Genomic DNA, 18,300 nt, shown 5'->3' with positions numbered 1-18,300 from the left:
TGAATGCGCTCCACCGCGTCGCGGGATTTCGAGGTGGTCGAGAACCCATAGACGCTCATGGAAGCCGCCACGGCCGCAGACAGTAGCTCATGTGTATATTTGCTTCTTGATGTACGTCGAAACTGGCTGGTGTCGATGCCGAACTCGACCGATGCCAGCCTACTCGGGATCGGGAAGCACGCCCTCCACACCGGGCCTCTGCGGGCAAAAGACGACTTCATCCGGAAGGTCATAGCACGACACTGCGGGGCGATCGGGGATGACGAAGGGACGCTGCGGCCCCCATTCGCTGTATTCCCAATACATCCTGTGATGATCGTGCCGGTCGGCCAGGTTGCTCACCACGGCCACCGCAGTGCCGCCGAGCAGTGCGCCCAGGATGAGACCGATCAACCCCGCCCCGGCGATCTGCGCCGGCTTCCGCCGGACGAAGTCGCGGAAGGAGTCGGAGCGCGGTGGCGGTTGCTGGGACGAGCCCATTCCGGCCGAGCCGGGCATCGCATGCGCCGTCGTGGTGTAGTCAGGGGGCCCTGGGGGGATCTCGCCGTATTTCAGGCCCGACTGCGTGGGGTAGACATCCGTGTCGCGTCCGCTCGAAGAGGCAGCGGTCTCGTCCGAGGTCGGGTCGCGCGGTGCTTCCTCTTCACCGCGCGACCCGGCGTCGCGATCATGATCCGCCATCACGATCTCCCTTTACTCGCCCTAAGGGCGCTCCCAGGAAAGAGAATGCCCAATCGACCGTAAGCCCCGCGTAAGCGCCTGGTCATGTGCGACCTGGGTCGTAGTCGTACTTCCGCCTGGAGACGGACCTATACCGGATCCGCGCTGCATATCGTGATGATGTGTTCGGCAGGGTACGGGCGTGGTCCAGACGCCACGAGAAGCTGGCGGGCGTCCTCCGGGTCGCTCCTCTCGCCGCGCTGTGCGCCATCCTGGCGGTGCCGTACTCGGCCAACAGCCCGCCCGGCGGCGGATACCCGACCGTGGCCGGATACCTGGCCCTGTCGGCCATGCTGCTGGCGCCGCTGCTCTGGCGCGACCGGCCGGTCGTCGCCTTCGCCGTCGTATCGCTGGTCAGCTTCGGCCAGTGGCTGGCGGACGTCCAGGTGCTGCCGGCCAACTTCGCGGTGCTGGTCGCGCTCTGGGCGGTGGCCTACCAGTGCTCGTTCCGCTGGGCGGTGGCGGCCGGACTGGTGGCCGAGCTCGGGATCTTCCTGGCGCTGGTCAACTGGGACACGCCCACGTTCGGCATGTTCTTCAGCGGCTCGATCTTCGTGGTCACCATCTGGCTGACCGGCCTGTACGCCAACACCCGCAGACGCTACCTGGAGGGCCTTGAGGAGCGCGCCGAGCGGGCCGAACGCGAGCGCGACCAGCAGGCCAGGATGGCCGCCGCGGCCGAGCGCGCCAGGATCGCCAGGGAGCTCCACGACGTCGTCGCCCACAACGTCAGCGTGATGGTGGTGCAGGCCGACGGCGCCGGATACGCCCTGGACAGCGACCCGGAGCAGGCCCGCCAGGCCGTCAGGAACATCTCCAAGACGGGCCGTGCCGCGCTCGCCGAGATGCGCAGGCTGGTCGGCGTGCTACGCGACGACGAGCACGGCGACACCGACTACACCCCGCAGCCCGGGCTGGCCCAGCTGGAGGAGCTGGTGCGCGGCTCGGCCGTGCCCGCCCGGCTGCGCGTCGCCGGGGCGCCCCGCGAGCTTCCCGAGGGCCAGCAGCTGGCGATCTACCGCATCGTCCAGGAGGCCCTCACGAACGCGCTCAAACACGGCGGCCCGGACGTCCAGGCGGTCGTGGAGATCGAGTACGGCGGTCCGGAGCTGGTGGTGCGCGTGACCGACGACGGCAGGGGCGCCGCGGCGCCGAGGAGCCCCGACGGCCACGGGCTGATCGGCATGCGCGAGCGGGTCGGCATGTACGGGGGCGCGGTGTGGGCCGGGCCCAGGCAGGGCGGCGGCTTCGAGGTGCTGGCCAGGTTGCCCCTGGTCAAGGCGGCGTAGAGGAGGCGGCCTGGTGATACGGGTGATGCTGGTCGACGACCAGGAGCTGTTGCGTGCCGGGTTCCGTATGGTGCTCGGCGCGCAGCCGGACATCGAGGTGGTGGCGGAGGCCGGCAACGGGGTCGCGGCCCTGGAGCTGCTGAAGACCACCGAGGTGGACGTCGTGCTCATGGACGTGCGCATGCCGGCCATGGACGGCGTCGAGGCGACCAGGCGGATCGACGGCCCGAAGGTGCTGATCCTGACCACGTTCGACCTGGACGAGTACGCCTTCGCGGCCATCAAGGCGGGCGCGGCCGGGTTCCTGCTGAAGGACGTGCCTCCGGACGATCTGATCGACGCCATCCGGCACGTGCACGCGGGCGACGCCGTGGTGTCACCGAGCACGTTACGGCGCATGCTCGACAAGTTCGCCGCGCAGCTGTCGTCGGAGGAGCCGGTGGCGGCGGCGGCCGACCTGACGCCGCGCGAGCGGGAGGTGCTGCTCATGGTGGCGCGCGGCCTGTCCAACATGGAGATCGCGAACCGCCTGGAGGTCGCCGAGGCGACCGTGAAGACGCATCTGGGGCGGGTGCTGGCCAAGCTGGGGCTGCGGGACCGGGCCCAGGTGGTGGTGTACGCGTACGAGAGCGGGCTCGTCGTGCCGTCCCATCGACCGAAAGTCTGACCGGGGTCATCTGGAGTCCTACGAGAAGTCCCTCCTCAGGGCCCATGGATCGGGACTTTTCCACTCCTAGCGTGAGTCGCGTATTTCGAGCATCCGCGACAAGGAGTGAATGTGACGCTCACCCAGGCCCCGCCCGCCGTGGTGGCCACGAATCTGACCAAGGTGTACGGCCAGGGCGACGCCGCCGTGCACGCCCTCCGCGGGGTGGACGTGGCCTTCCAGACCGGGGCGTTCACCGCCATCATGGGCCCGTCCGGCTCGGGCAAGTCCACGTTGATGCACTGCCTGGCCGGGCTCGACACCGCCACCTCGGGCACCGTGCGCATCGGCGACGTGGAGCTGACCGGGCTCAACGACCGGCAGCTCACGCTGCTGCGCCGTGAACGGATCGGATTCGTCTTCCAGGCGTTCAACCTGCTGCCCACGCTGACCGCCGAGCAGAACATCCGCCTGCCGCTGGACATCTCCGCCCGCCAGGCCGACCCGGCGCTCTTCGACCTGGTCGTCGACACGGTGGGGCTGCGGGACCGGCTCGCGCACCGGCCGACCGAGCTGTCCGGCGGACAGCAGCAGCGCGTGGCCGTGGCCAGGGCGCTGATCAGCAAGCCCCAGGTGATCTTCGCCGACGAGCCGACGGGCAACCTGGACTCGCGCAGCGGCGCCGAGGTCCTCTCCTTCCTGCGCACGTCGGTACGCGAGCTGCACCAGACCATCGTCATGGTCACGCACGACCCGGTGGCGGCCTCGTACGCCGACCGCGTGATATTCCTGCGCGACGGCGAGCTGGTCACCGAGATCACGGCGCCGACGCCGCAATCCGTGCTGGACACGCTCGTGAAGCTGGAAAGGGCGTGAGGACGTGCTGAAGACGGCGCTGGCCGGGCTGCGCGCACACCGCCTCCGGCTGCTGCTCACCTCAGTGGCGATCATGCTGGGGGTGGGGTTCATCGCGGGCACGTTCGTGCTCAACGACACCATTCAGGCGGGGTTCACCGAGCGGGTCACGGCCGATGCGGACAAGGTCGACGTGGCCGTGCTGCCGAAGGACCCCGACGGCGTCCTGTCCGAGGAGATCCTGGCACGCGTACGCGCCGTCGCGGGCGTGACCGAGGCGCAGGGCCTGGTCCGGGCGCCCGCGCCACTGCTCGGCAAGGACGGCAAGGCCGTCGGCAGCGTGCCCACCACGGCCGTCTCCATCGTCCGCGGGCCGCTGGACCGCAGCACGATCGTCGCCGGCAGCGGCCCGGGCACCGACGACCAGGCCGCCGTGCTCGACGAGAACACCGCCAAGAGGGAGGGCTTCCGGCTCGGCGACACGATCACCGTGCTCGACGGCAGGCAGCGCGAGCACACGTTCACGCTCGTCGGGCTGCTCGACCCCGGCGTCGACCAGGAGCTGGCCTACACCGGCGTGGTGGGCTTCACCACGGCGACCGCGCAGCGGATGACCGGCGTGAAGGGGTACGACGAGATCGACGTCGCGGGAGCCGCCCCCGGGCTGAAGCAGGCCGTGGCGGCGGCCGCCGGGGGCGCGGCCGTGGTCAAGACCGGTGAGGAGCTGGCCGCCGACCTGGCCAAGGCGGCGGGGTTCGAGATGCGGTCGCTGACCATGGGACTGCTGATGTTCGGCGTCGTGGCGATGATGGTGGCCGCGCTGGTCATCTACAACACGTTCGGCATCCTCGTCGCGCAACGCACCAGGGAGATGGCGCTGCTGCGGTGTATCGGCGCCACGCGGGGGCAGGTGTTCGGCTCCGTCCTGCTGGAGTCGGTCGTGGTCGGGCTGATCGCCGCCGGGCTCGGCGTGGCCATCGGGTACGGCCTGGCGGCCCTCGCGCTCGCCGTCCTCGGCGCGCTCGACGTCCAGTTGCCCACCGACGCGGCCGTCACGCCGGAGCCCGTCACGATCGCCATCGGCCTGGCCGTCGGACTGGTGGTCACCGTGGGCGCTGCGCTGCTGCCGGCCCGGTCGGCCACGCGGGTCCCGCCGGTGGCGGCACTGCGTACGCAGGCGGAGGAGCAGACGTTCCGCACGGGGGCGCTGCGCTGGAGCTTCGCGGCGCTGTTCCTGCTGGCCGGGATGGGGACGACCGGCTTCGGCGTGTGGGGGATGCCGCCCGGCGCGCCGCCCACGATGTTCGTGGTGATGGCCGGTGGCGCGCTGACGTTCCTGTCCGTGCTGATCCTCGGGCCGGTGCTGGTCAGGCCGCTGAGCGCGGCGGTGGGCCGGATCCCGGCGCGGCTGTTCGGCGTGCCGGGGCGCCTGGCGCTGGACAACTCCGCGCGCAACCCCAGGCGGGCCGCGACCACGACCGTGGCGCTCACGATCGGGGTGACGCTGATGACGCTGATCTCGGTGCTCAGCGCCTCCACCAGGGTGACCGTGTGGACCAAGCTCGACGAGCAGTTCCCCGTGGACTACATGCTGGCCGCGCAGGGGCGCGAGGCCGGGGTGCCCCGCTCGGTCGCCGATGAGCTGCGCGGCGAACCGGAGCTGGCCTCGGTCCTGCAGATCCGCGAGACCCCGGCCAAGGTGGCGGGCCACGGCTACGACATCGGCACCTTCCACGGAACGGTCACCCCTGAGGTCGTCGCCGGGTCCATGTCCGGGCTGGCCGAGGGCCAGGTGGCGCTGCTCGACCACGCGGCAGAAAAACTGGGGGTGAGGGTCGGCGACACCGTGCGGGTCACGACGGAGCGGGCCGGGACCGTGCCGCTGCGGGTGGTCGCCGTGCTGAACGGGACCAACTCCTCGCTGCCCGCTCTTACCGTGGCCGAGCGGCCGTTCGACACGTACTTCGACGAGGTGCCCGACACCACCGTGTTGATCAACATCCGGGACGGCGTGCCACCCGACCGGGCCCGCCAGGTGGTGGAGGCGGCCATCGCCGCCTATCCGACGGTCCAGCTGGCCAGCTCCACCGAGGTACGCGGCCAGTTCGACGAGACCCTGGACATGCTGCTCATGATCATCACCGGGCTGCTGGGACTGGCGATCCTGATCTCGTTGCTGGGCATCGCGAACACGCTGTCGCTGTCGGTCCACGAACGCACCAGGGAGTCCGCGTTGCTGCGGGCGCTCGGGCTGACCCGGCCGCAGCTGCGCCGGATGTTGTCGATCGAGGCGCTGGTGCTGGGGCTGATCGGGGCGCTGGTCGGGGTGGTGCTCGGACTGGCGTACGGGTGGGCGGCCGTGATGTCGATGCTGGACGGGGCCGTGCTGTCGGTGCCGGTGCCGCAGGTCGTGCTGTTCGTGGCGCTGTCGGGAGTGGCCGGCGTGGTGGCCGCCGTGCTGCCGGCCCGGCGTGCGGCGCGGGCCTCGATCGTCGGTGCCCTCGCCATCGGGTGAGCCGGACGAAGGGCTCCCAAGACGCATAAATCCGAAAAACGCGGATAGAGGGAGCGCAACCCGGCGGCGCGAGCTGCCCCGGACTGTCACCCCCGCAGCCCGCACGCCGTGCCAGGGCGGTCGGGCGTCTTATGGGGGCGACGCCCGGCCCTCCGTCATCGGCCGACGGCCCCGCCTTATGAGATGCCACCGTCAGAGGGCGCAGGGCCCGCCTAGAGGACGGCACCGTCATGAGGGCGCAGGGCCCGGCATAGAGGACGGCACCGTCATCGCGGCATGGGGCCCGGCCACAGCTCGGCGACCGTCTCCGGGTCGAGGAGCGGCCGGGCCACCACCTCGCCGGTGGCCCTGTCGATCACGATGCACCCGCCGCCCACCGTCTCCGGCAGCGTGCCGGGATCGTCGGCATCGAGCTCCCGCACCCAGGCGACATATCCGTCATGGAACCCGAAGACACCTACCGGCAGCGCCTCGTGCGGCGGCCGCACCCCGTTGAAGTATTCCTCAGCCAGCGCCCTCGCCTGATCCAGGTTCATCGCGGCCGCCCCTGCCGGTCGAGTATCACGCAGAACACCCCGGTCACCGTCGTGTAGGGAGGCTCGACGGACATGTGCCCCCGCTGCGCGTCGATCCAGATCACCTCGCCGTCGGCGTTGACGGCGTTCCAGGCGTGGGTGCCGCCGCCCGGCCAGCGCACCACGAGCACCGCGCCCGCCCCGTGCCCGGCCTCGAGCAGCCGCCGCGCGATCATCGGGTACGCGTGCCGCCCCTGCCCGGCGTACTCCAGGCGCTGGCCCACCCACCGCTCGATCCTGGCCGTGCTGCCCCGCTCACCGGTGAGCAGCGGCCGGCCGATCCTGTCGTACTCCGGCATCCTGGGCGCAGCCGTCGCGGGCTCGCCGTGCCAGGTGGACAGCACGGCCAGCGCGCAGTCGGCGGCATTGGAGGACCTGAACGGGTCGTCCGCGGGCCCGCCGCCGTTGATCAGCCGGATCCACGTGCCGCGCGGGTCGGGGAAACGTGAGCCCGGCGGCAACGCCTCGATCAGGTCCCGCTCCGCCTGCGGATCCGGGTGCGCGAGCCCGCCCGGCACCCCGTACGGCCGGCATTCGGCAAGCCGGGGCGGCCGGTGTGGCCAGTCGAACCAGTCACCCTCGGCGACCCGCTCGGCAGGCGCGTCGAGCACGTCGAACCACCGCTCGGAGGCCAAGGCAGCACTGTCGTCCTCGCTCAACGGCGCGGGGCTCGATCCGGCCGGTGGCGCCGCGTCGCCGGACCTTCCCCTGTCAGGCGCGTCCACGGGCTCCGGCACGTCCAGGGGCTCTAAGGTCGTCGTGGCGTCGGGAGCCCCGCGGTCCTGCACGGACGCGGTGTCCCTCTCGGCGGCCCGCTCGTAGTCGAGCCACCGCACCCCATCGCCGACGACGGGGTTGTACTGCCCCTCTGGAAGGACCCACCGGACACTCGGCTTGCGCTCGCGGAACACGGCTTGCCTCCTGTCATCCTCGACGACCGATCGTAGAGGCGTCGTCACTCACAGGAGGCGAAGTCGGGAAGATTCACCGCAGGAAACAGCGCCCTTACCTGCACAAAAAGGCCAGATCAGTCAGTCCAGGCCCAGCTTTTTCTTCAGCGAGGCCACGTGCCCCGTCGCCTTCACGTTGTACAGAGCGTGCTCGATCTTCCCGTCCCCGTCGATGACGAACGTCGAGCGGAGGACCCCCACGACCTCCTTGCCGTACAACTTCTTCGTGCCGTACGCGCCGTAGGCCCGATGGACGGCCAGCTCGGGGTCCGACAGCAACGGAAAGGTCAGCGCGTCGCGCTCGGCGAACTTCGCCAGCTTCTCCGGCTTGTCCTTCGACACGCCGAGCACCACGAAACCCTCGGCCGTGAGCCGGCTCAGGTTGTCGCGGAAATCACAGGCCTGCTTGGTGCAGCCGGGCGTCATGGCGGCAGGGTAGAAATAGAGGATCACCCGCTTGCCGCGGTAGGTGTCGAGGGAGACGGTGCCGCCGTCGGCGGTGGGGAGCGTGAACTCGGGCGCGGCGTCGCCGGGCGCGAGCTTGGTCTCTGGGTGCTTGGTTTCGGTCACGGGGCCCTCCTGAGTTCTTCCCGCAAACTTACCGGCCCTGCCGCCGTGCCGTGCGGTAGGACGACCTGACAGACTGATCACGACCAGAGCGGGCAGTGCGGCCACGCGAAACGGTCGAGAGGAGAGCCATGGCTGACACCGATCCCGACGAGCTGGAGCGGCGGATCGCGCGCACGCGCGCGGAGTTGGCGCAGACGGTCGACGCCATTGCCGACCGGGTGAGCCCCAAACGGGTCGCCGAGCGTACGGTGGCCGACGTCAAGACCAGGGCCGGGCACTTCGTGGCGTCCGTGGGCGATGCCCTCGGGGTCACGCCCAAGCCGGTCGACTACGGCCCCGACACCGAGCGGGTGTGGGAGGAGGAGCGGCCCGACCTGGCGCCCGTGCTGATCACGGTGGGCGCGGTGCTGGCCGTGGGGGCGGCCATCGTGCTCTGGCGGCGCCGCCGGCGCCGCTGACGACTGGCCGGCCTCACAGGAAGGTCTTGCCCTCGCCTCGGTACGTGGGCGCCGACTCCACGAGGGTGTCGCCCTCGACGAGGTGCAGGGCGTCGAAGCGCTCGCACAGCTCGCCCGCCTTGGCGTGCCTGAACCACACGCGGTCGCCGATCCGCAGGTCCTGGGCCGCCTGGCCGAGCAGCGGCGTCTGCACCTCGCCCGCGCCCTCCTCGGGCGCGTAGCGCAGGCCGACGGGCAGGTATGGCTGCGGCAGCCGGCTCGGCACGGCCGGCCCGGAGGCCAGATAGCCGCCGCCGAGGACGGTCACGGTGTCCGGGTTCGGCCGGCGCACCACCGGCAGCGCGAACAACGCGGCCGGGTGACCGGAGAAGCGGCGGTAGAAGTCGAACAGCCGGGGATGGAACAGGCCGGAGCCCGCGGCCACCTCCGTGATCGCCTTCTCGCGCACGGTCCCCTCGATGGAGCCGGTGCCGCCGCCGTTGACGAACTCCAGGTCCGTGATCTGGCGGACGGCGTTCACGATGCGGCCGCGCCGGACCACGAGCTCGCGTGCGGACCGCGACTGCATGAGGCGGACGGCGCGGGCGTAGGCGGGGTTCGCCTGCGGGGCGTCGCCGACCCCGGCGATCTGGGCCTCGTACGCCAGCAGCCCCACCAGCCGGAAGCCGGGCCGCTTGGCGATGGCCGCGGCCAGGTCGGCGGCCTGGTCGGGCTCGCGGATGGGCGACCGGAGGGCGCCCGCCCGAAATCTCCCACCGAAGGCGACATATCCGGCGTCGAGGTCCATGCAGACCCGGATCTCGGCGCGTGAGCGCGCCGAGGCCACGGCCGCCTCGATGAAGTCCAGGTGGGCTGTGGAGTCGACGGTCACCGTGACCTGCCCGGCCGCGGCCGGGTCGCCGGCCAGCGCCGCGAGGGCGTGCCGGTCGGCCGTCGGATAGGCCACCAGGATGTCGGTGAAGCCGTGGCCGGACAGCCACAGCGCCTCGGGGAGCGTGAAGGCCATGATCCCGCGGAAGCCGTCCGTGGCGAGGACGCGTTCGAGCACCGGGCGGCAGCGTACCGACTTGCTCGCCACCCGGATCGGCTTGCCCGCGGCCCGCCGTACGAGCTCGGCCGCGTTGGCGCGCATGGCCGCCAGATCGAGGATCGCGAACGGCGGCTCCAGGGCCGCTGTGGCGCGGTCGTAGCGCTGGCGGTCGTCCATATGAGCAGGGTAACGGCATACGGGGCAAATGAATATGAGCGGGGTTCACATTAGTTCGACTCCCCGTAATGTTCGGGCAAACGGCGGCGAGGGCGGGCTCAGGCCCGGCGGGACCCATGTACGTCTGTCGTTGTGATGACCATGCTTCAGCAGCTGATGCCCGGGGCCCCCGCCACCGCGCAGCACACCGGGCTGCGCCGGGCGAGCAAGGTGCTCAGGCCGGCGCGTACCCTCCCGGGCGCCGTCGTGTCGCTCGCGCTCACGGCCGGGCTCGGGGCGACCGCGGCCGAGGTGGTGTCGGCGCTGCTCGGACACCCGCTCGGCTGGGTCCCCGTGAACGAGCTCGTCGAGCTCGCGAGCGAGACCACGTGGCCGGAGGCCTCCACGGCCGCCCTGGTGACGGCGGGCGCGGGCGCGCTGATGCTGCTGCTCGCCGTCGTGCCCGGCCGCTGCCGCCTGGTGCCGGTGCAGACCTCCGACCCGCTGATCGTCATCGGCATCACCCGCACCGGGCTCCGCCGCACCCTCCGCGCCGCCGCCCAGCAGGTGCCGGACGTCGACAAGGCCCAGGTAGGCCTGCGCAGGCGCACGATCGAGGTCACCGTCGTGACCGCGGCGGAGAGCTCCGGCTCGATGCTCAGGCAGGTCGGCAACGCGGTCGGCGACCGTTTGGCCGGCGTGGGCACGCTCGGCACGGGCGAGGTCGTGGTACGCCTGCGCAGGAGGGGCCTGTGATGCCGGCCCGACGGAGCGTGTGATGCGCCAGTACATCCGACGGAGCGTGTGATGCGTCAGTACATCGGCAACCGCATCGGCCTGGCCATCGTCGGCGGCACGCTGGCGGCCCTGGGCGCGTACGTCTGGCTCCGCGGCCACGACCGCCTCTTCGACCTGCCCCCGAACACCAAGATCCTCCCACCCCACGTGTCCCGCGCCCTGGCCGCCGAGCCCTGGCCGCTGTGGGCCGTGGCCCTGGCCCTGCTCCTGCTGTCCCTGACCGCCCTCCGCTGGCTGCTGATCTGCCTCGGCTGGGGCCGCCGGGCCGTGCGGGACGGCACGGGCACCGCCATGCTGTTCGTCGGCCTCAAGGGCGTCGAAGGGCTGGGCCGGGCAGGGGTGCGGGTCGGCGAGGACGGCCTGCGCATCAACGTCACCTGCCCGTCGACGGCGGACGTGGGGGCGGTGGTGAGCAAGCTGGACCAGGACATCGTCGGCAGGATCCGCCGCGAGGTCCGCGACGACGAGGCCCCTGCCGTCGTACGCCTGCACGTGCGCCGGTAGCCCTTCGCCAGGTGCTAGGCCACCTCCACCGTGAGGGTGTGCCAGCCGGTCGCGCCGTCGGGTGCGGGCGGCGCCTGCCGCTCCGTCTGGGTGTACCCGGTGGCGTCGGTCGCCCGTACCTCGAGCGTGTGCCGGCCGGGGGTGGCGTCCCAGTCGATCGACCACTGCCGCCAGGTGTCCGGCCCCGGGACCTCGGCGAGCGTGGCCTGACGCCACTCGCCGCGGTCGACCCGCACCTCCACGGCGTCGATCCCCTTGTGCTGGGCCCAGGCCACGCCGGCGATCGTGGTGCCACCGGCCTTCAGCGAGCCGCCGGCTTTGGGGACGTCGATGCGGGACTGGGTCTTGATCGGGCCCTTGGCCGACCAGCCGCGCGGCGTCCAGTACGCCTCGTCCCTGTCGAACCTGGTCACCTTGATGTCCACGACCCATTTGGTGGCCGACACGTACCCGTACAGGCCGGGCACCACCTGGCGCACCGGGAAGCCGTGGTCCACAGGGAGGACCTCGCCGTTCATCGCCACCGCGAACAGCGCGTCGCGGCCGTCCATGACCACGTCGACCGGGGTGCCGCAGGTGAAGCCGTCGGCCGAGGTGGACAGGAGCATGTCGGCGTCCGCCTGGAGGCCGGCCCGGCGCAGCAGGTCGGGCATACGGACGCCGAGCCAGCGGGCGTTGCCCACGAGCTCGCCGCCGACCTCGTTGGAGACGCAGGCCAGCGTGACGTCGGCCTCGGTGAGCGGCATTCGCAGGAGTTCCGCGTACGTCACCTCGACGGGCCTGTCGACCATGCCGTGAATGCGGAGCATCCACTCGTTCGGATCGACTTGGGGGGCGATGAGGGCGGTGTCGATCTTATAGAAGTCGGCATTTCTCGTGATAAAGGAGGACAAGCCGCTGATGCGGAGGTCCGCGCCTGCCGGGATGGGCCTGGCCGGGGTCGTGGGCCTGGGCAACGCCGTGCCCGCCCGCGCGGCGTGCACCGCCTGCCGCTCGCCGAACTGCCGCCCGAGCACCGCGGCCGCGCCCGCCACCACCACGCCGCCGGCCACCCCGGTCAGCAACCGCCTGCGATCGAACCCCGCCGGCTCCGCGCCGGAAGGGGGCTCGCCGGACGGGGTGCCCGCGGTCGGCCGCGCACCGCGTTCGCCGGCGCTCGGCCAGGCGCCGCGGCGACCGGCGGCTCGCCGTACCAGCCAGGCGAGCGTCCACGAGCCGGCCACCAGCCCCGCCAGGGCGGGGAGCGCGTCCAGGGGCCCGGCGTCCGGCCGGGTCAGCACCGCGAGCAGGCCGATCGCGGCGAAACCGCCCAGCACCAGAAGACCGTACGCGAGCCGCCGCCTGGCCAGCACCCCCATGGCGGCCGCGACCCCCGCGAGCACCACCAGCACCCCGGCGATGAGGACCGGCTTGTCGTACACGCCGAACGTCTCTTTCGCGAAGTCCACGACCGGGGGCGGCGACAGGTCGACCACGGAATCGCCCACGGCGAGGACGGGAGAAGCCTCCGGTCGCACGAGCCCGGCCACGAGCTGCGCGATCCCGAGGGCCACGCCCCCGGCGGTCAATCCCGCCAAGGCACCCGCCCAGGCGGGCGCCATCTCATTCCTCTGCACAATGCGACGGTACGTCGCCCGAGACCACGGGGTTCTTACGCGATGGTTACGAGGTCAGCAGCTCGCGCACGATCGGCGCCAGCGCGCGGAAGGCCCGCCCCCGATGGCTGATGGCGTCCTTCTCCGCAGGCGACATCTCGGCCGTGGTGCGGTCGTGGCCGTCGGGCACGAAGATCGGGTCGTACCCGAAGCCGTTGGTGCCGCGCGGCGTGGTGACGAGGCGGCCCTGCAGCGTGCCCTCGACCACGCGGGACTCGCCGGAGGGCAGCGCCAGCGCGGCGGCGCAGGCGAAGTGGGCGGTCAGCTTGTCGGCGGGCACGTCGGAGAGCTGCGCGAGCAGCAGGTCGAGGTTGGCCTGGTCGTCGCCGTGCCGCCCCGACCAGCGGGCGGAGAAGACGCCGGGCATGCCGCCCAGCACGTCGACGCAGAGCCCGGAGTCGTCGGCGACCGCGGGCAGCCCGGAGCCCTGCGCGACGGCGTGCGCCTTGAGCAGGGCGTTGTCCTCGAACGTGACCCCGGTCTCGGCGACCTCGCCGATCGAGGGGAACTCCTCGAGCCCGACGATGTCGAACCCGGAGAGGATCCGGCGCAGCTCCGCGATCTTGCCCGGGTTGCGGGTGGCCAGCACGATCTTCATGACTCCAGAGCCTCCTGCTGGATCAGCGTGAGCTCCTCGCAGCCGGCGACGGCCAGATCGAGGAGCTGGTCGAGCACGGCGCGGTCGAACGGGGCGCCCTCGGCGGTGCCCTGGACCTCCACGAAGCTGCCCTCCCCCGTCATGACGACGTTCATGTCGGTCTCGGCGGCGACGTCCTCGGAATAGCAGAGGTCGAGCATCGGAACGGAGCCGACCACGCCGACGGAGACGGCGGAGACGGAGCCGATCAGCGGGTCGCCGGGGCACATGCGACGCTCGCGCATCCACGCGACCGCGTCGGCGAGTGCCACGTAGGCGCCGGTGATCGCGGCGGTCCTGGTGCCGCCGTCGGCCTGCAGCACGTCGCAGTCGAGCAGAATGGAGTTTTCGCCCAATGCCTTGTAATCGACGCACGCCCGCAGTGAACGCCCGATCAACCGGGATATCTCGTGGGTCCTGCCGCCGATTTTGCCCCTGACCGATTCGCGATCGTTGCGGGTATTGGTCGCCCGCGGAAGCATGGCATATTCGGCCGTAACCCACCCCTGACCGCTGCCCCTCCGCCAGCGCGGCACGCTGTCCTGCACCGAGGCCGCGCACAACACCCGAGTGCCGCCGAATTCGACCAGCACAGAGCCCTCGGCGTGAGCGAGCCAATGCCTGGTGATGGTAATGGGGCGGAGCTGGTCGGGGTTGCGGCCATCCTGTCGGGACATGCAGATCACCCTATCTCCGCGCCACAATGCTCTTGACCAAATGTGTCCGACACATGGATCCTTACGCAATGACAACGGGGGTGTTGCGAAACCCTGACTTCCTCCGCTTCCTCAGCTCGCACCTCGCCAACGAACTCGGAGCGAATATCTCCCGTGTGGCGCTCCCGCTGGTCGCCGTGATGGTGCTGAACGCCAGTCCGGCGGAGGTCGGCCTGCTGGCGGCGCTGCAGACGGCCGCATACCTGGTGATCGGCCTGCCCGCGGGGGTGTGGGTCGACAGGTTGCGCAGGCGCCACGTGATGATGGCGTCCGACCTGGTCAGGTTCGTGCTGCTCGGCAGCATCCCGGTGGCGGCCGAGCTGGGGGTGTTGTCGATCGAGATGATGTTCGCGGTGGCGCTGCTGGCCGGGACGGCGCAGGTCTTCAACGACGTGGCCGACCAGACCTACCTGCCCAGGCTGGTGAGCAGCCGGCAGCTCAGCGACGGCAACGCGAAGATAGAGGTCGTGCGCTCCGGATCATTCCTGGCCGGGCCCGGCCTGGGGGGCGTCCTGGTGCAGTTGCTCGGCGCCTCGCGGACGCTGTTCGCCACCTCGCTGAGCGCCCTCGCCTCGGTGTTGTTCGTGAAGTCCATCAAGACGCCGGACAAGCCGCCCAAGGACGCCGACCGCCCGCCGCTCGTGCGCGGGATGACCGAGGGGCTCGCCTATCTGTGGCACGACCGGCTGCTGCGCATGTTCGTGACCTCGTCGGCGATCGGCAACCTCTGCGTCAGCGCGGTGGTCGGCCTGTCGGTGCTGTTTCTGGCCGAGGAGGTCAAGCTGGAGCCCGGCCTCATCGGCCTGCTCCTCATGTCGGGGGGAATCGGCGGACTGATCGGCGGCTTAACCGGAGGCTGGCTGTCCAGGAGATATGGCATGGCCAGAATGACCTGGATAGCCGTGACGGCGGGTGCGCCGTTCTGCCTCCTCCTGCCGATGACGCAGGCCGACTGGCGGATCGCCTGCTTCGCGATCACCTCGATCATGATCTCGTGGAGCGCCTCGATGTCGAACGTCGGCCAGAGCACCTACCGGCAGACGGTGACCCCCGACCACATGCTCGGCCGGATCAACGCCTCGGTGAGGTTCGTGACCTGGGCCACGTTGCCCCTGGGCGGGCTGCTCGGCGGCATCGTCGCCCAGCAGATCGGCGTCCGCCAGACGTTGTGGGTGTTCCTGGCGGGCCGGGCGCTCGCGTTCGTGCCGCTGTTGTTCTCGCCGCTGCCCCGTATGCGGGACTTCACCGAGGCTCAGGCCAGGTCGTAGACCGCGCCGCTGCGGGCCAGCTCGATGGGACCGTGGTAGCCGCCCCCGGAGGCCTGGTCGAGCACGGTGGCCGTGTCGTTCCAGGGGACGAGGTGGGTGAGGACGAGCCGGCCGACGTCGGCCTTGGCGGCGTGCTCGGCGGCCTGGCGCCCGGTCATGTGCAGGCCGGCGGGCAGGCCGGGCTGCTCGACGAAGGAGGCCTCGCACAGCAGCAGGTCGGCGCCCTTGGCCAGCCTCACCAGCTCGTCGCACTCGCCGGTGTCGCCGGAGTACGCCACGGCCTTGCCGCCGCCCGCGACGCGGAAGCCGTACGCCTCGACCGGGTGGTTGACCAAGCCCGCGGTGAGGGTGAACGGCCCGATCTCGAACGAGCCGGGCTGCAGGGGCACGAAGTCGAACGCCGTCTCCATCCCGGGCTCGTCGGGCATCCCGTACGCGGCCGCCAGCCGGGCGGGGGCGTCGGCGGGGGCGTAGACGGGCACGGTCGGGTACGGCGCCGCGGGCCCGTACGTCCGCGCCACGTGGTATCCGCACATGTCCAGACAGTGGTCGGCGTGCAGATGGGACAGGCAGATCGCGTCCACGTCGTACAGGCCGATGTGGCGTTGGAGCGCACCGAGCGAACCGCTGCCGAGATCGAGCAGCATCCTGAACCCGTCCGCCTCGAGGAGGTAGCAGGACGCTGGACTGTCGGGGCCCGGGTAGCTGCCTGAGCATCCGACGATGGTCACCTTCATGTGGGCCTCCCGTTAAAGGTAGTACCCCCCACTGGTGCGACTTCGACCGCATCGATCTCCGGGCCCAGGAAACGCCGCCCGAGCCGGGCGAAGAGCAGGGAGTCGCCGGTGGCGAGGAAGCGGTGCCGGGGGGTGGCCTCGCTTTCCGCCGCCAGTTCGCGGTCGTGCAGGATCCGGTAGACGTCCTTGGCCGTCTCGTCCGCGCTGGAGACCAGCGTGACCTCGTCACCGGCGACGTAGGAGATCGCGCCGGTGAGCAGCGGATAGTGGGTGCAGCCGAGGATGAGAGTGTCGCACCCGGCGGCCCTGATGGGCTCCAGGTAGTCGCGTACGACCTCGATGAGCTCGTCGCTCATCGTCTCGCCTCGTTCGACGTACTCCACCAGGCGTGGGGCGGCCACGCCGGTGAGCTGGACGTCGGGAGCCGCGGTGAAGGCGTCGTGATACGCCATGGACTCGATGGTGGCCCTGGTGGCGATCACGCCGACTCTGCCGTTGCGGGTGGCCCGCACCGCGCGCCTCGTGGCGGGCTGGATCACCTCGACGACCGGGACGTCGTAGCGCTCGCGCGCGTCGCGCAGCACGGCGGCACTGGCGCTGTTGCACGCGATCACGAGCATCTTGACGTCGTGGTCGACGAGGTGGTCCATCACCTCGAGGGCGTGAGCGCGGACCTCCGCGATGCGTTTCGGCCCGTACGGCTGACGGGCCGTGTCGGCCACGTAAGTGATGGACTCGTGGGGCAGCTGATCGATGATCGCCCTGGCGACCGTCAGGCCGCCGACCCCACTGTCGAAGATCCCAATACTCGTGTCCGGCACGCTTCAGAGGGTAGGCGACCTGCCCGATCGACACTGCGTAAGAATCCTCACACCTGGGACTCGTGAGCTTGATGCGGTGTTGCCTTGGTCACATCCGTACTGGTCAGCCCCTGCCGACCCGGGCGAGTTGCCGTGACTGGGCGACCAGACGGCCGGTGGAGTCGCGTACCTCCACGTCCTCGTCGAACCACCCGTCGGAGACGAGCCGGCCGCTGCCGAGCAGCGTGAGCCAGCCGGGCGCGGGCAGCGCGCGCAGGTGCCAGGTGAGGTCCACGGTCGGTGCCCAGCCGCGCGCCCCGGCCGAGAAGACCACGGGCGGCAGCGCGTCCACGGCCAGCGCCAGCACGTACGGGTCAGGGTCCTGAGGCTCCGCCATCCGGAAATATGCCCGCGACTCGGGCCGGCCGGTGGGGTCGCCGGTCAGCCAGCCGATCGTCGGCGGGTCGAAGAGCAGCTCCATCTGGGCGTTCAGGTTCATGCCGGATTCGGGCTTGGGGTCGGGGAGCTTGGCGCAGTCCTCGAGGGGCGGCATGTCGTACGCCGATTTCTCGGCATAAATCGGCTCGACGTCGTTCAGCGTGGCCGTGGTGATCAAGCCCTCGATCTGCGCCACGCCGTCCTGGATCAGCGTGGCCCTGGCGAACGCCGCCGTCCTGCCCGACTTCAGCGGCTCCACCCTGACCTGCGCGGGCCCCGCCACCGGCGCCTTGAGGAACTGCGCGGTGGTGCTCACGGGATGCTCGAACGGCGAGGCGTCCACGGCCGCACGCAGGATCACCGCCATGAGGTAACCGCCGTTGAGCGGCCCGCCGATCGCGTAGCCGGGGTCGAGGCACACGTCATAGGTGTTGTCGTCGACCCTGATGGCCTGCGTGGCCTCGTCGAACTTGGTCATCCGCCCACCCTCAAGTCTGGAATGATGTTCTAGTCGGCCCCCTTACTTTAGAGCATCCCCTCATCAGCGCGCCTACCTGCGAAAACGTACTCGGACTGAGACAGTTTGATCATGACAACTGTTACCGAACTCATAGGTCAGTCCGTCTGGGACGCCAACGGGGTGTGGGTCGGTCACGTCGTCGACATCCGCGTGGTCAAGCACAAGGGAGAGCTCCAGCAGAGCCACACCGTCTACGGCCTGGTCGTCTCGAGCCGGCGCGCCCCGCTGCTCCTCGGGCTCACCCGCGACTGCCAGGGCCGCTCCCCCTGGCTATCCCGGGCGCTGGCGCGCGTCGTCTACGCGGGCTGCAGATTCGTGCCGTGGTCCAGCGTCGCCGACTACGGCGACGGCGAGGTGCACATCAATGTGCTCAGACAGGAGCTCAACAGAGTCTGAGTGCGACTTCAGCACATTGCAAGCGCCTGACAAGCAACATCCACTAACTTCTGAGTGGTCAAAAGTC

At 70.8% G+C, this 18,300-nt stretch carries 20 protein-coding genes; 9 read left to right on the top strand and 11 right to left on the bottom strand.

What is annotated here, in order from left to right; all coding sequences use genetic code 11:
* Window positions 1-159 precede the first annotated feature (159 nt).
* The gene (locus ID574_RS21440) at window positions 160-681 is read right to left on the bottom strand and encodes a hypothetical protein (RefSeq protein WP_188190705.1); all 522 of its coding nucleotides are present in this window, start codon (window positions 679-681) and stop codon (window positions 160-162) included.
* A gap of 161 nt (window positions 682-842) precedes the next feature.
* Here ID574_RS21440 and ID574_RS21435 point away from each other — a divergent pair, with 161 nt between their 5' ends.
* The 4 genes from ID574_RS21435 to ID574_RS21420 all read left to right on the top strand — a co-directional run bounded on the left by ID574_RS21435 (window position 843) and on the right by ID574_RS21420 (window position 6,025).
* A complete protein-coding gene (locus tag ID574_RS21435; RefSeq protein WP_188190704.1) occupies window positions 843-2,009 on the top strand; it encodes a sensor histidine kinase in 1,167 nt (388 codons plus the stop codon).
* 13 nt (window positions 2,010-2,022) lie between these two features.
* The gene (locus tag ID574_RS21430; protein ID WP_223166924.1) at window positions 2,023-2,676 is read left to right on the top strand and encodes a response regulator transcription factor; all 654 of its coding nucleotides are present in this window, start codon (window positions 2,023-2,025) and stop codon (window positions 2,674-2,676) included.
* Window positions 2,677-2,787: 111 nt separating this feature from the next.
* Entirely contained in the window at window positions 2,788-3,531 is a 744-nt protein-coding gene (locus ID574_RS21425) for an ABC transporter ATP-binding protein (protein ID WP_188190703.1), read from the top strand.
* A gap of 4 nt (window positions 3,532-3,535) precedes the next feature.
* Window positions 3,536-6,025 (top strand): ABC transporter permease, encoded by a 2,490-nt coding sequence (locus ID574_RS21420; protein WP_188190702.1) that lies wholly within the window; start codon window positions 3,536-3,538, stop codon window positions 6,023-6,025.
* 266 nt (window positions 6,026-6,291) lie between these two features.
* Here ID574_RS21420 and ID574_RS21415 read toward each other — a convergent pair whose 3' ends face one another.
* The 3 genes from ID574_RS21415 to bcp form a co-directional block, all read right to left on the bottom strand.
* A complete protein-coding gene (locus ID574_RS21415) occupies window positions 6,292-6,561 on the bottom strand; it encodes a hypothetical protein (RefSeq protein ID WP_188190701.1) in 270 nt (89 codons plus the stop codon).
* Entirely contained in the window at window positions 6,558-7,511 is a 954-nt protein-coding gene (locus ID574_RS21410; RefSeq protein ID WP_188190700.1) for a toxin glutamine deamidase domain-containing protein, read from the bottom strand. Before ID574_RS21410 ends, ID574_RS21415 begins: the two co-directional genes overlap by 4 nt.
* Window positions 7,512-7,631: 120 nt before the next feature.
* Complete coding sequence (gene bcp, locus ID574_RS21405) at window positions 7,632-8,120, bottom strand: thioredoxin-dependent thiol peroxidase (protein WP_188190699.1); 489 nt, start codon at window positions 8,118-8,120, stop codon at window positions 7,632-7,634.
* Between the two features lie 128 nt (window positions 8,121-8,248).
* Here bcp and ID574_RS21400 point away from each other — a divergent pair, with 128 nt between their 5' ends.
* A complete protein-coding gene (locus tag ID574_RS21400; RefSeq protein WP_188190698.1) occupies window positions 8,249-8,578 on the top strand; it encodes a DUF3618 domain-containing protein in 330 nt (109 codons plus the stop codon).
* A gap of 13 nt (window positions 8,579-8,591) precedes the next feature.
* On the opposite strand, the gene ID574_RS21395 is transcribed toward ID574_RS21400, so the two are convergent.
* The gene (locus tag ID574_RS21395) at window positions 8,592-9,785 is read right to left on the bottom strand and encodes an amino acid deaminase/aldolase (protein WP_188190697.1); all 1,194 of its coding nucleotides are present in this window, start codon (window positions 9,783-9,785) and stop codon (window positions 8,592-8,594) included.
* Window positions 9,786-9,926: 141 nt separating this feature from the next.
* Between ID574_RS21395 and ID574_RS21390 the strand changes: the two genes are divergently transcribed.
* On the top strand, window positions 9,927-10,520 hold the full coding sequence (locus tag ID574_RS21390) for a DUF6286 domain-containing protein (protein ID WP_188190696.1): 594 nt from the start codon (window positions 9,927-9,929) through the stop codon (window positions 10,518-10,520).
* 51 nt (window positions 10,521-10,571) lie between these two features.
* Window positions 10,572-11,066 (top strand): hypothetical protein, encoded by a 495-nt coding sequence (locus tag ID574_RS21385; RefSeq protein ID WP_188190695.1) that lies wholly within the window; start codon window positions 10,572-10,574, stop codon window positions 11,064-11,066.
* A 14-nt stretch (window positions 11,067-11,080) separates the two neighbouring features.
* On the opposite strand, the gene ID574_RS21380 is transcribed toward ID574_RS21385, so the two are convergent.
* Genes ID574_RS21380 through rph form a run of 3 tightly spaced genes read right to left on the bottom strand, consistent with a single transcriptional unit; the run spans window position 11,081 to window position 14,035 of the window.
* Window positions 11,081-12,682 carry a molybdopterin-dependent oxidoreductase gene (locus tag ID574_RS21380; protein ID WP_336245529.1) on the bottom strand — a complete coding sequence of 534 codons (1,602 nt, stop codon included), beginning with the start codon at window positions 12,680-12,682 and terminating at the stop codon, window positions 11,081-11,083.
* A 46-nt stretch (window positions 12,683-12,728) separates the two neighbouring features.
* Window positions 12,729-13,319 (bottom strand): RdgB/HAM1 family non-canonical purine NTP pyrophosphatase, encoded by a 591-nt coding sequence (gene rdgB / locus ID574_RS21375; RefSeq protein WP_188190694.1) that lies wholly within the window; start codon window positions 13,317-13,319, stop codon window positions 12,729-12,731.
* Window positions 13,316-14,035 (bottom strand): ribonuclease PH, encoded by a 720-nt coding sequence (gene rph, locus ID574_RS21370; protein WP_188190693.1) that lies wholly within the window; start codon window positions 14,033-14,035, stop codon window positions 13,316-13,318. The genes rdgB and rph overlap by 4 nt, the downstream gene beginning before the upstream one ends.
* A gap of 26 nt (window positions 14,036-14,061) precedes the next feature.
* On the opposite strand from rph, the gene ID574_RS21365 reads away from it, so the two are divergent.
* A complete protein-coding gene (locus ID574_RS21365; RefSeq protein ID WP_336245528.1) occupies window positions 14,062-15,342 on the top strand; it encodes an MFS transporter in 1,281 nt (426 codons plus the stop codon).
* On the opposite strand, the gene ID574_RS21360 is transcribed toward ID574_RS21365, so the two are convergent.
* The 3 genes from ID574_RS21360 to ID574_RS21350 form a co-directional block, all read right to left on the bottom strand.
* Window positions 15,327-16,079, bottom strand: coding sequence for an MBL fold metallo-hydrolase (locus ID574_RS21360; protein ID WP_188190691.1), 753 nt, complete (start codon window positions 16,077-16,079; stop codon window positions 15,327-15,329). The two genes, ID574_RS21365 and ID574_RS21360, sit on opposite strands and share 16 nt — an antisense overlap.
* The gene (murI, locus tag ID574_RS21355) at window positions 16,076-16,900 is read right to left on the bottom strand and encodes a glutamate racemase (RefSeq protein WP_188190690.1); all 825 of its coding nucleotides are present in this window, start codon (window positions 16,898-16,900) and stop codon (window positions 16,076-16,078) included. Before murI ends, ID574_RS21360 begins: the two co-directional genes overlap by 4 nt.
* A 103-nt stretch (window positions 16,901-17,003) precedes the next feature.
* Window positions 17,004-17,795, bottom strand: coding sequence for a thioesterase family protein (locus ID574_RS21350; RefSeq protein ID WP_188190689.1), 792 nt, complete (start codon window positions 17,793-17,795; stop codon window positions 17,004-17,006).
* Window positions 17,796-17,906: 111 nt separating this feature from the next.
* Between ID574_RS21350 and ID574_RS21345 the strand changes: the two genes are divergently transcribed.
* Window positions 17,907-18,233, top strand: a complete 327-nt coding sequence (locus ID574_RS21345; RefSeq protein ID WP_188190688.1) for a PRC-barrel domain containing protein — start codon at window positions 17,907-17,909, stop codon at window positions 18,231-18,233.
* Window positions 18,234-18,300: the final 67 nt, after the last annotated feature.

Source organism: Nonomuraea sp. SYSU D8015, from assembly GCF_008065375.1.
Lineage (GTDB): Bacteria > Actinomycetota > Actinomycetes > Streptosporangiales > Streptosporangiaceae > Nonomuraea.
The sequence above is the reverse complement of the archived record's forward strand: the minus strand, read 5'-3'. Positions and strand labels throughout refer to the sequence as shown.

Coding starts and splice junctions, on each gene's coding strand:
- ID574_RS21350 (WP_188190689.1), bottom strand. CDS start 17,795: ATGACCAAGTTCGACGAGGCCACGCAGGCCATCAGGGTCGACGACAAC.
- ID574_RS21365 (WP_336245528.1), top strand. CDS start 14,062: ATGCTCTTGACCAAATGTGTCCGACACATGGATCCTTACGCAATGACA.
- rdgB (WP_188190694.1), bottom strand. CDS start 13,319: ATGAAGATCGTGCTGGCCACCCGCAACCCGGGCAAGATCGCGGAGCTG.
- rph (WP_188190693.1), bottom strand. CDS start 14,035: ATGTCCCGACAGGATGGCCGCAACCCCGACCAGCTCCGCCCCATTACC.
- ID574_RS21415 (WP_188190701.1), bottom strand. CDS start 6,561: ATGAACCTGGATCAGGCGAGGGCGCTGGCTGAGGAATACTTCAACGGG.
- ID574_RS21390 (WP_188190696.1), top strand. CDS start 9,927: ATGCTTCAGCAGCTGATGCCCGGGGCCCCCGCCACCGCGCAGCACACC.
- ID574_RS21385 (WP_188190695.1), top strand. CDS start 10,572: ATGCGTCAGTACATCGGCAACCGCATCGGCCTGGCCATCGTCGGCGGC.
- ID574_RS21345 (WP_188190688.1), top strand. CDS start 17,907: ATGACAACTGTTACCGAACTCATAGGTCAGTCCGTCTGGGACGCCAAC.
- ID574_RS21360 (WP_188190691.1), bottom strand. CDS start 16,079: ATGAAGGTGACCATCGTCGGATGCTCAGGCAGCTACCCGGGCCCCGAC.
- ID574_RS21395 (WP_188190697.1), bottom strand. CDS start 9,785: ATGGACGACCGCCAGCGCTACGACCGCGCCACAGCGGCCCTGGAGCCG.
- ID574_RS21400 (WP_188190698.1), top strand. CDS start 8,249: ATGGCTGACACCGATCCCGACGAGCTGGAGCGGCGGATCGCGCGCACG.
- ID574_RS21440 (WP_188190705.1), bottom strand. CDS start 681: ATGGCGGATCATGATCGCGACGCCGGGTCGCGCGGTGAAGAGGAAGCA.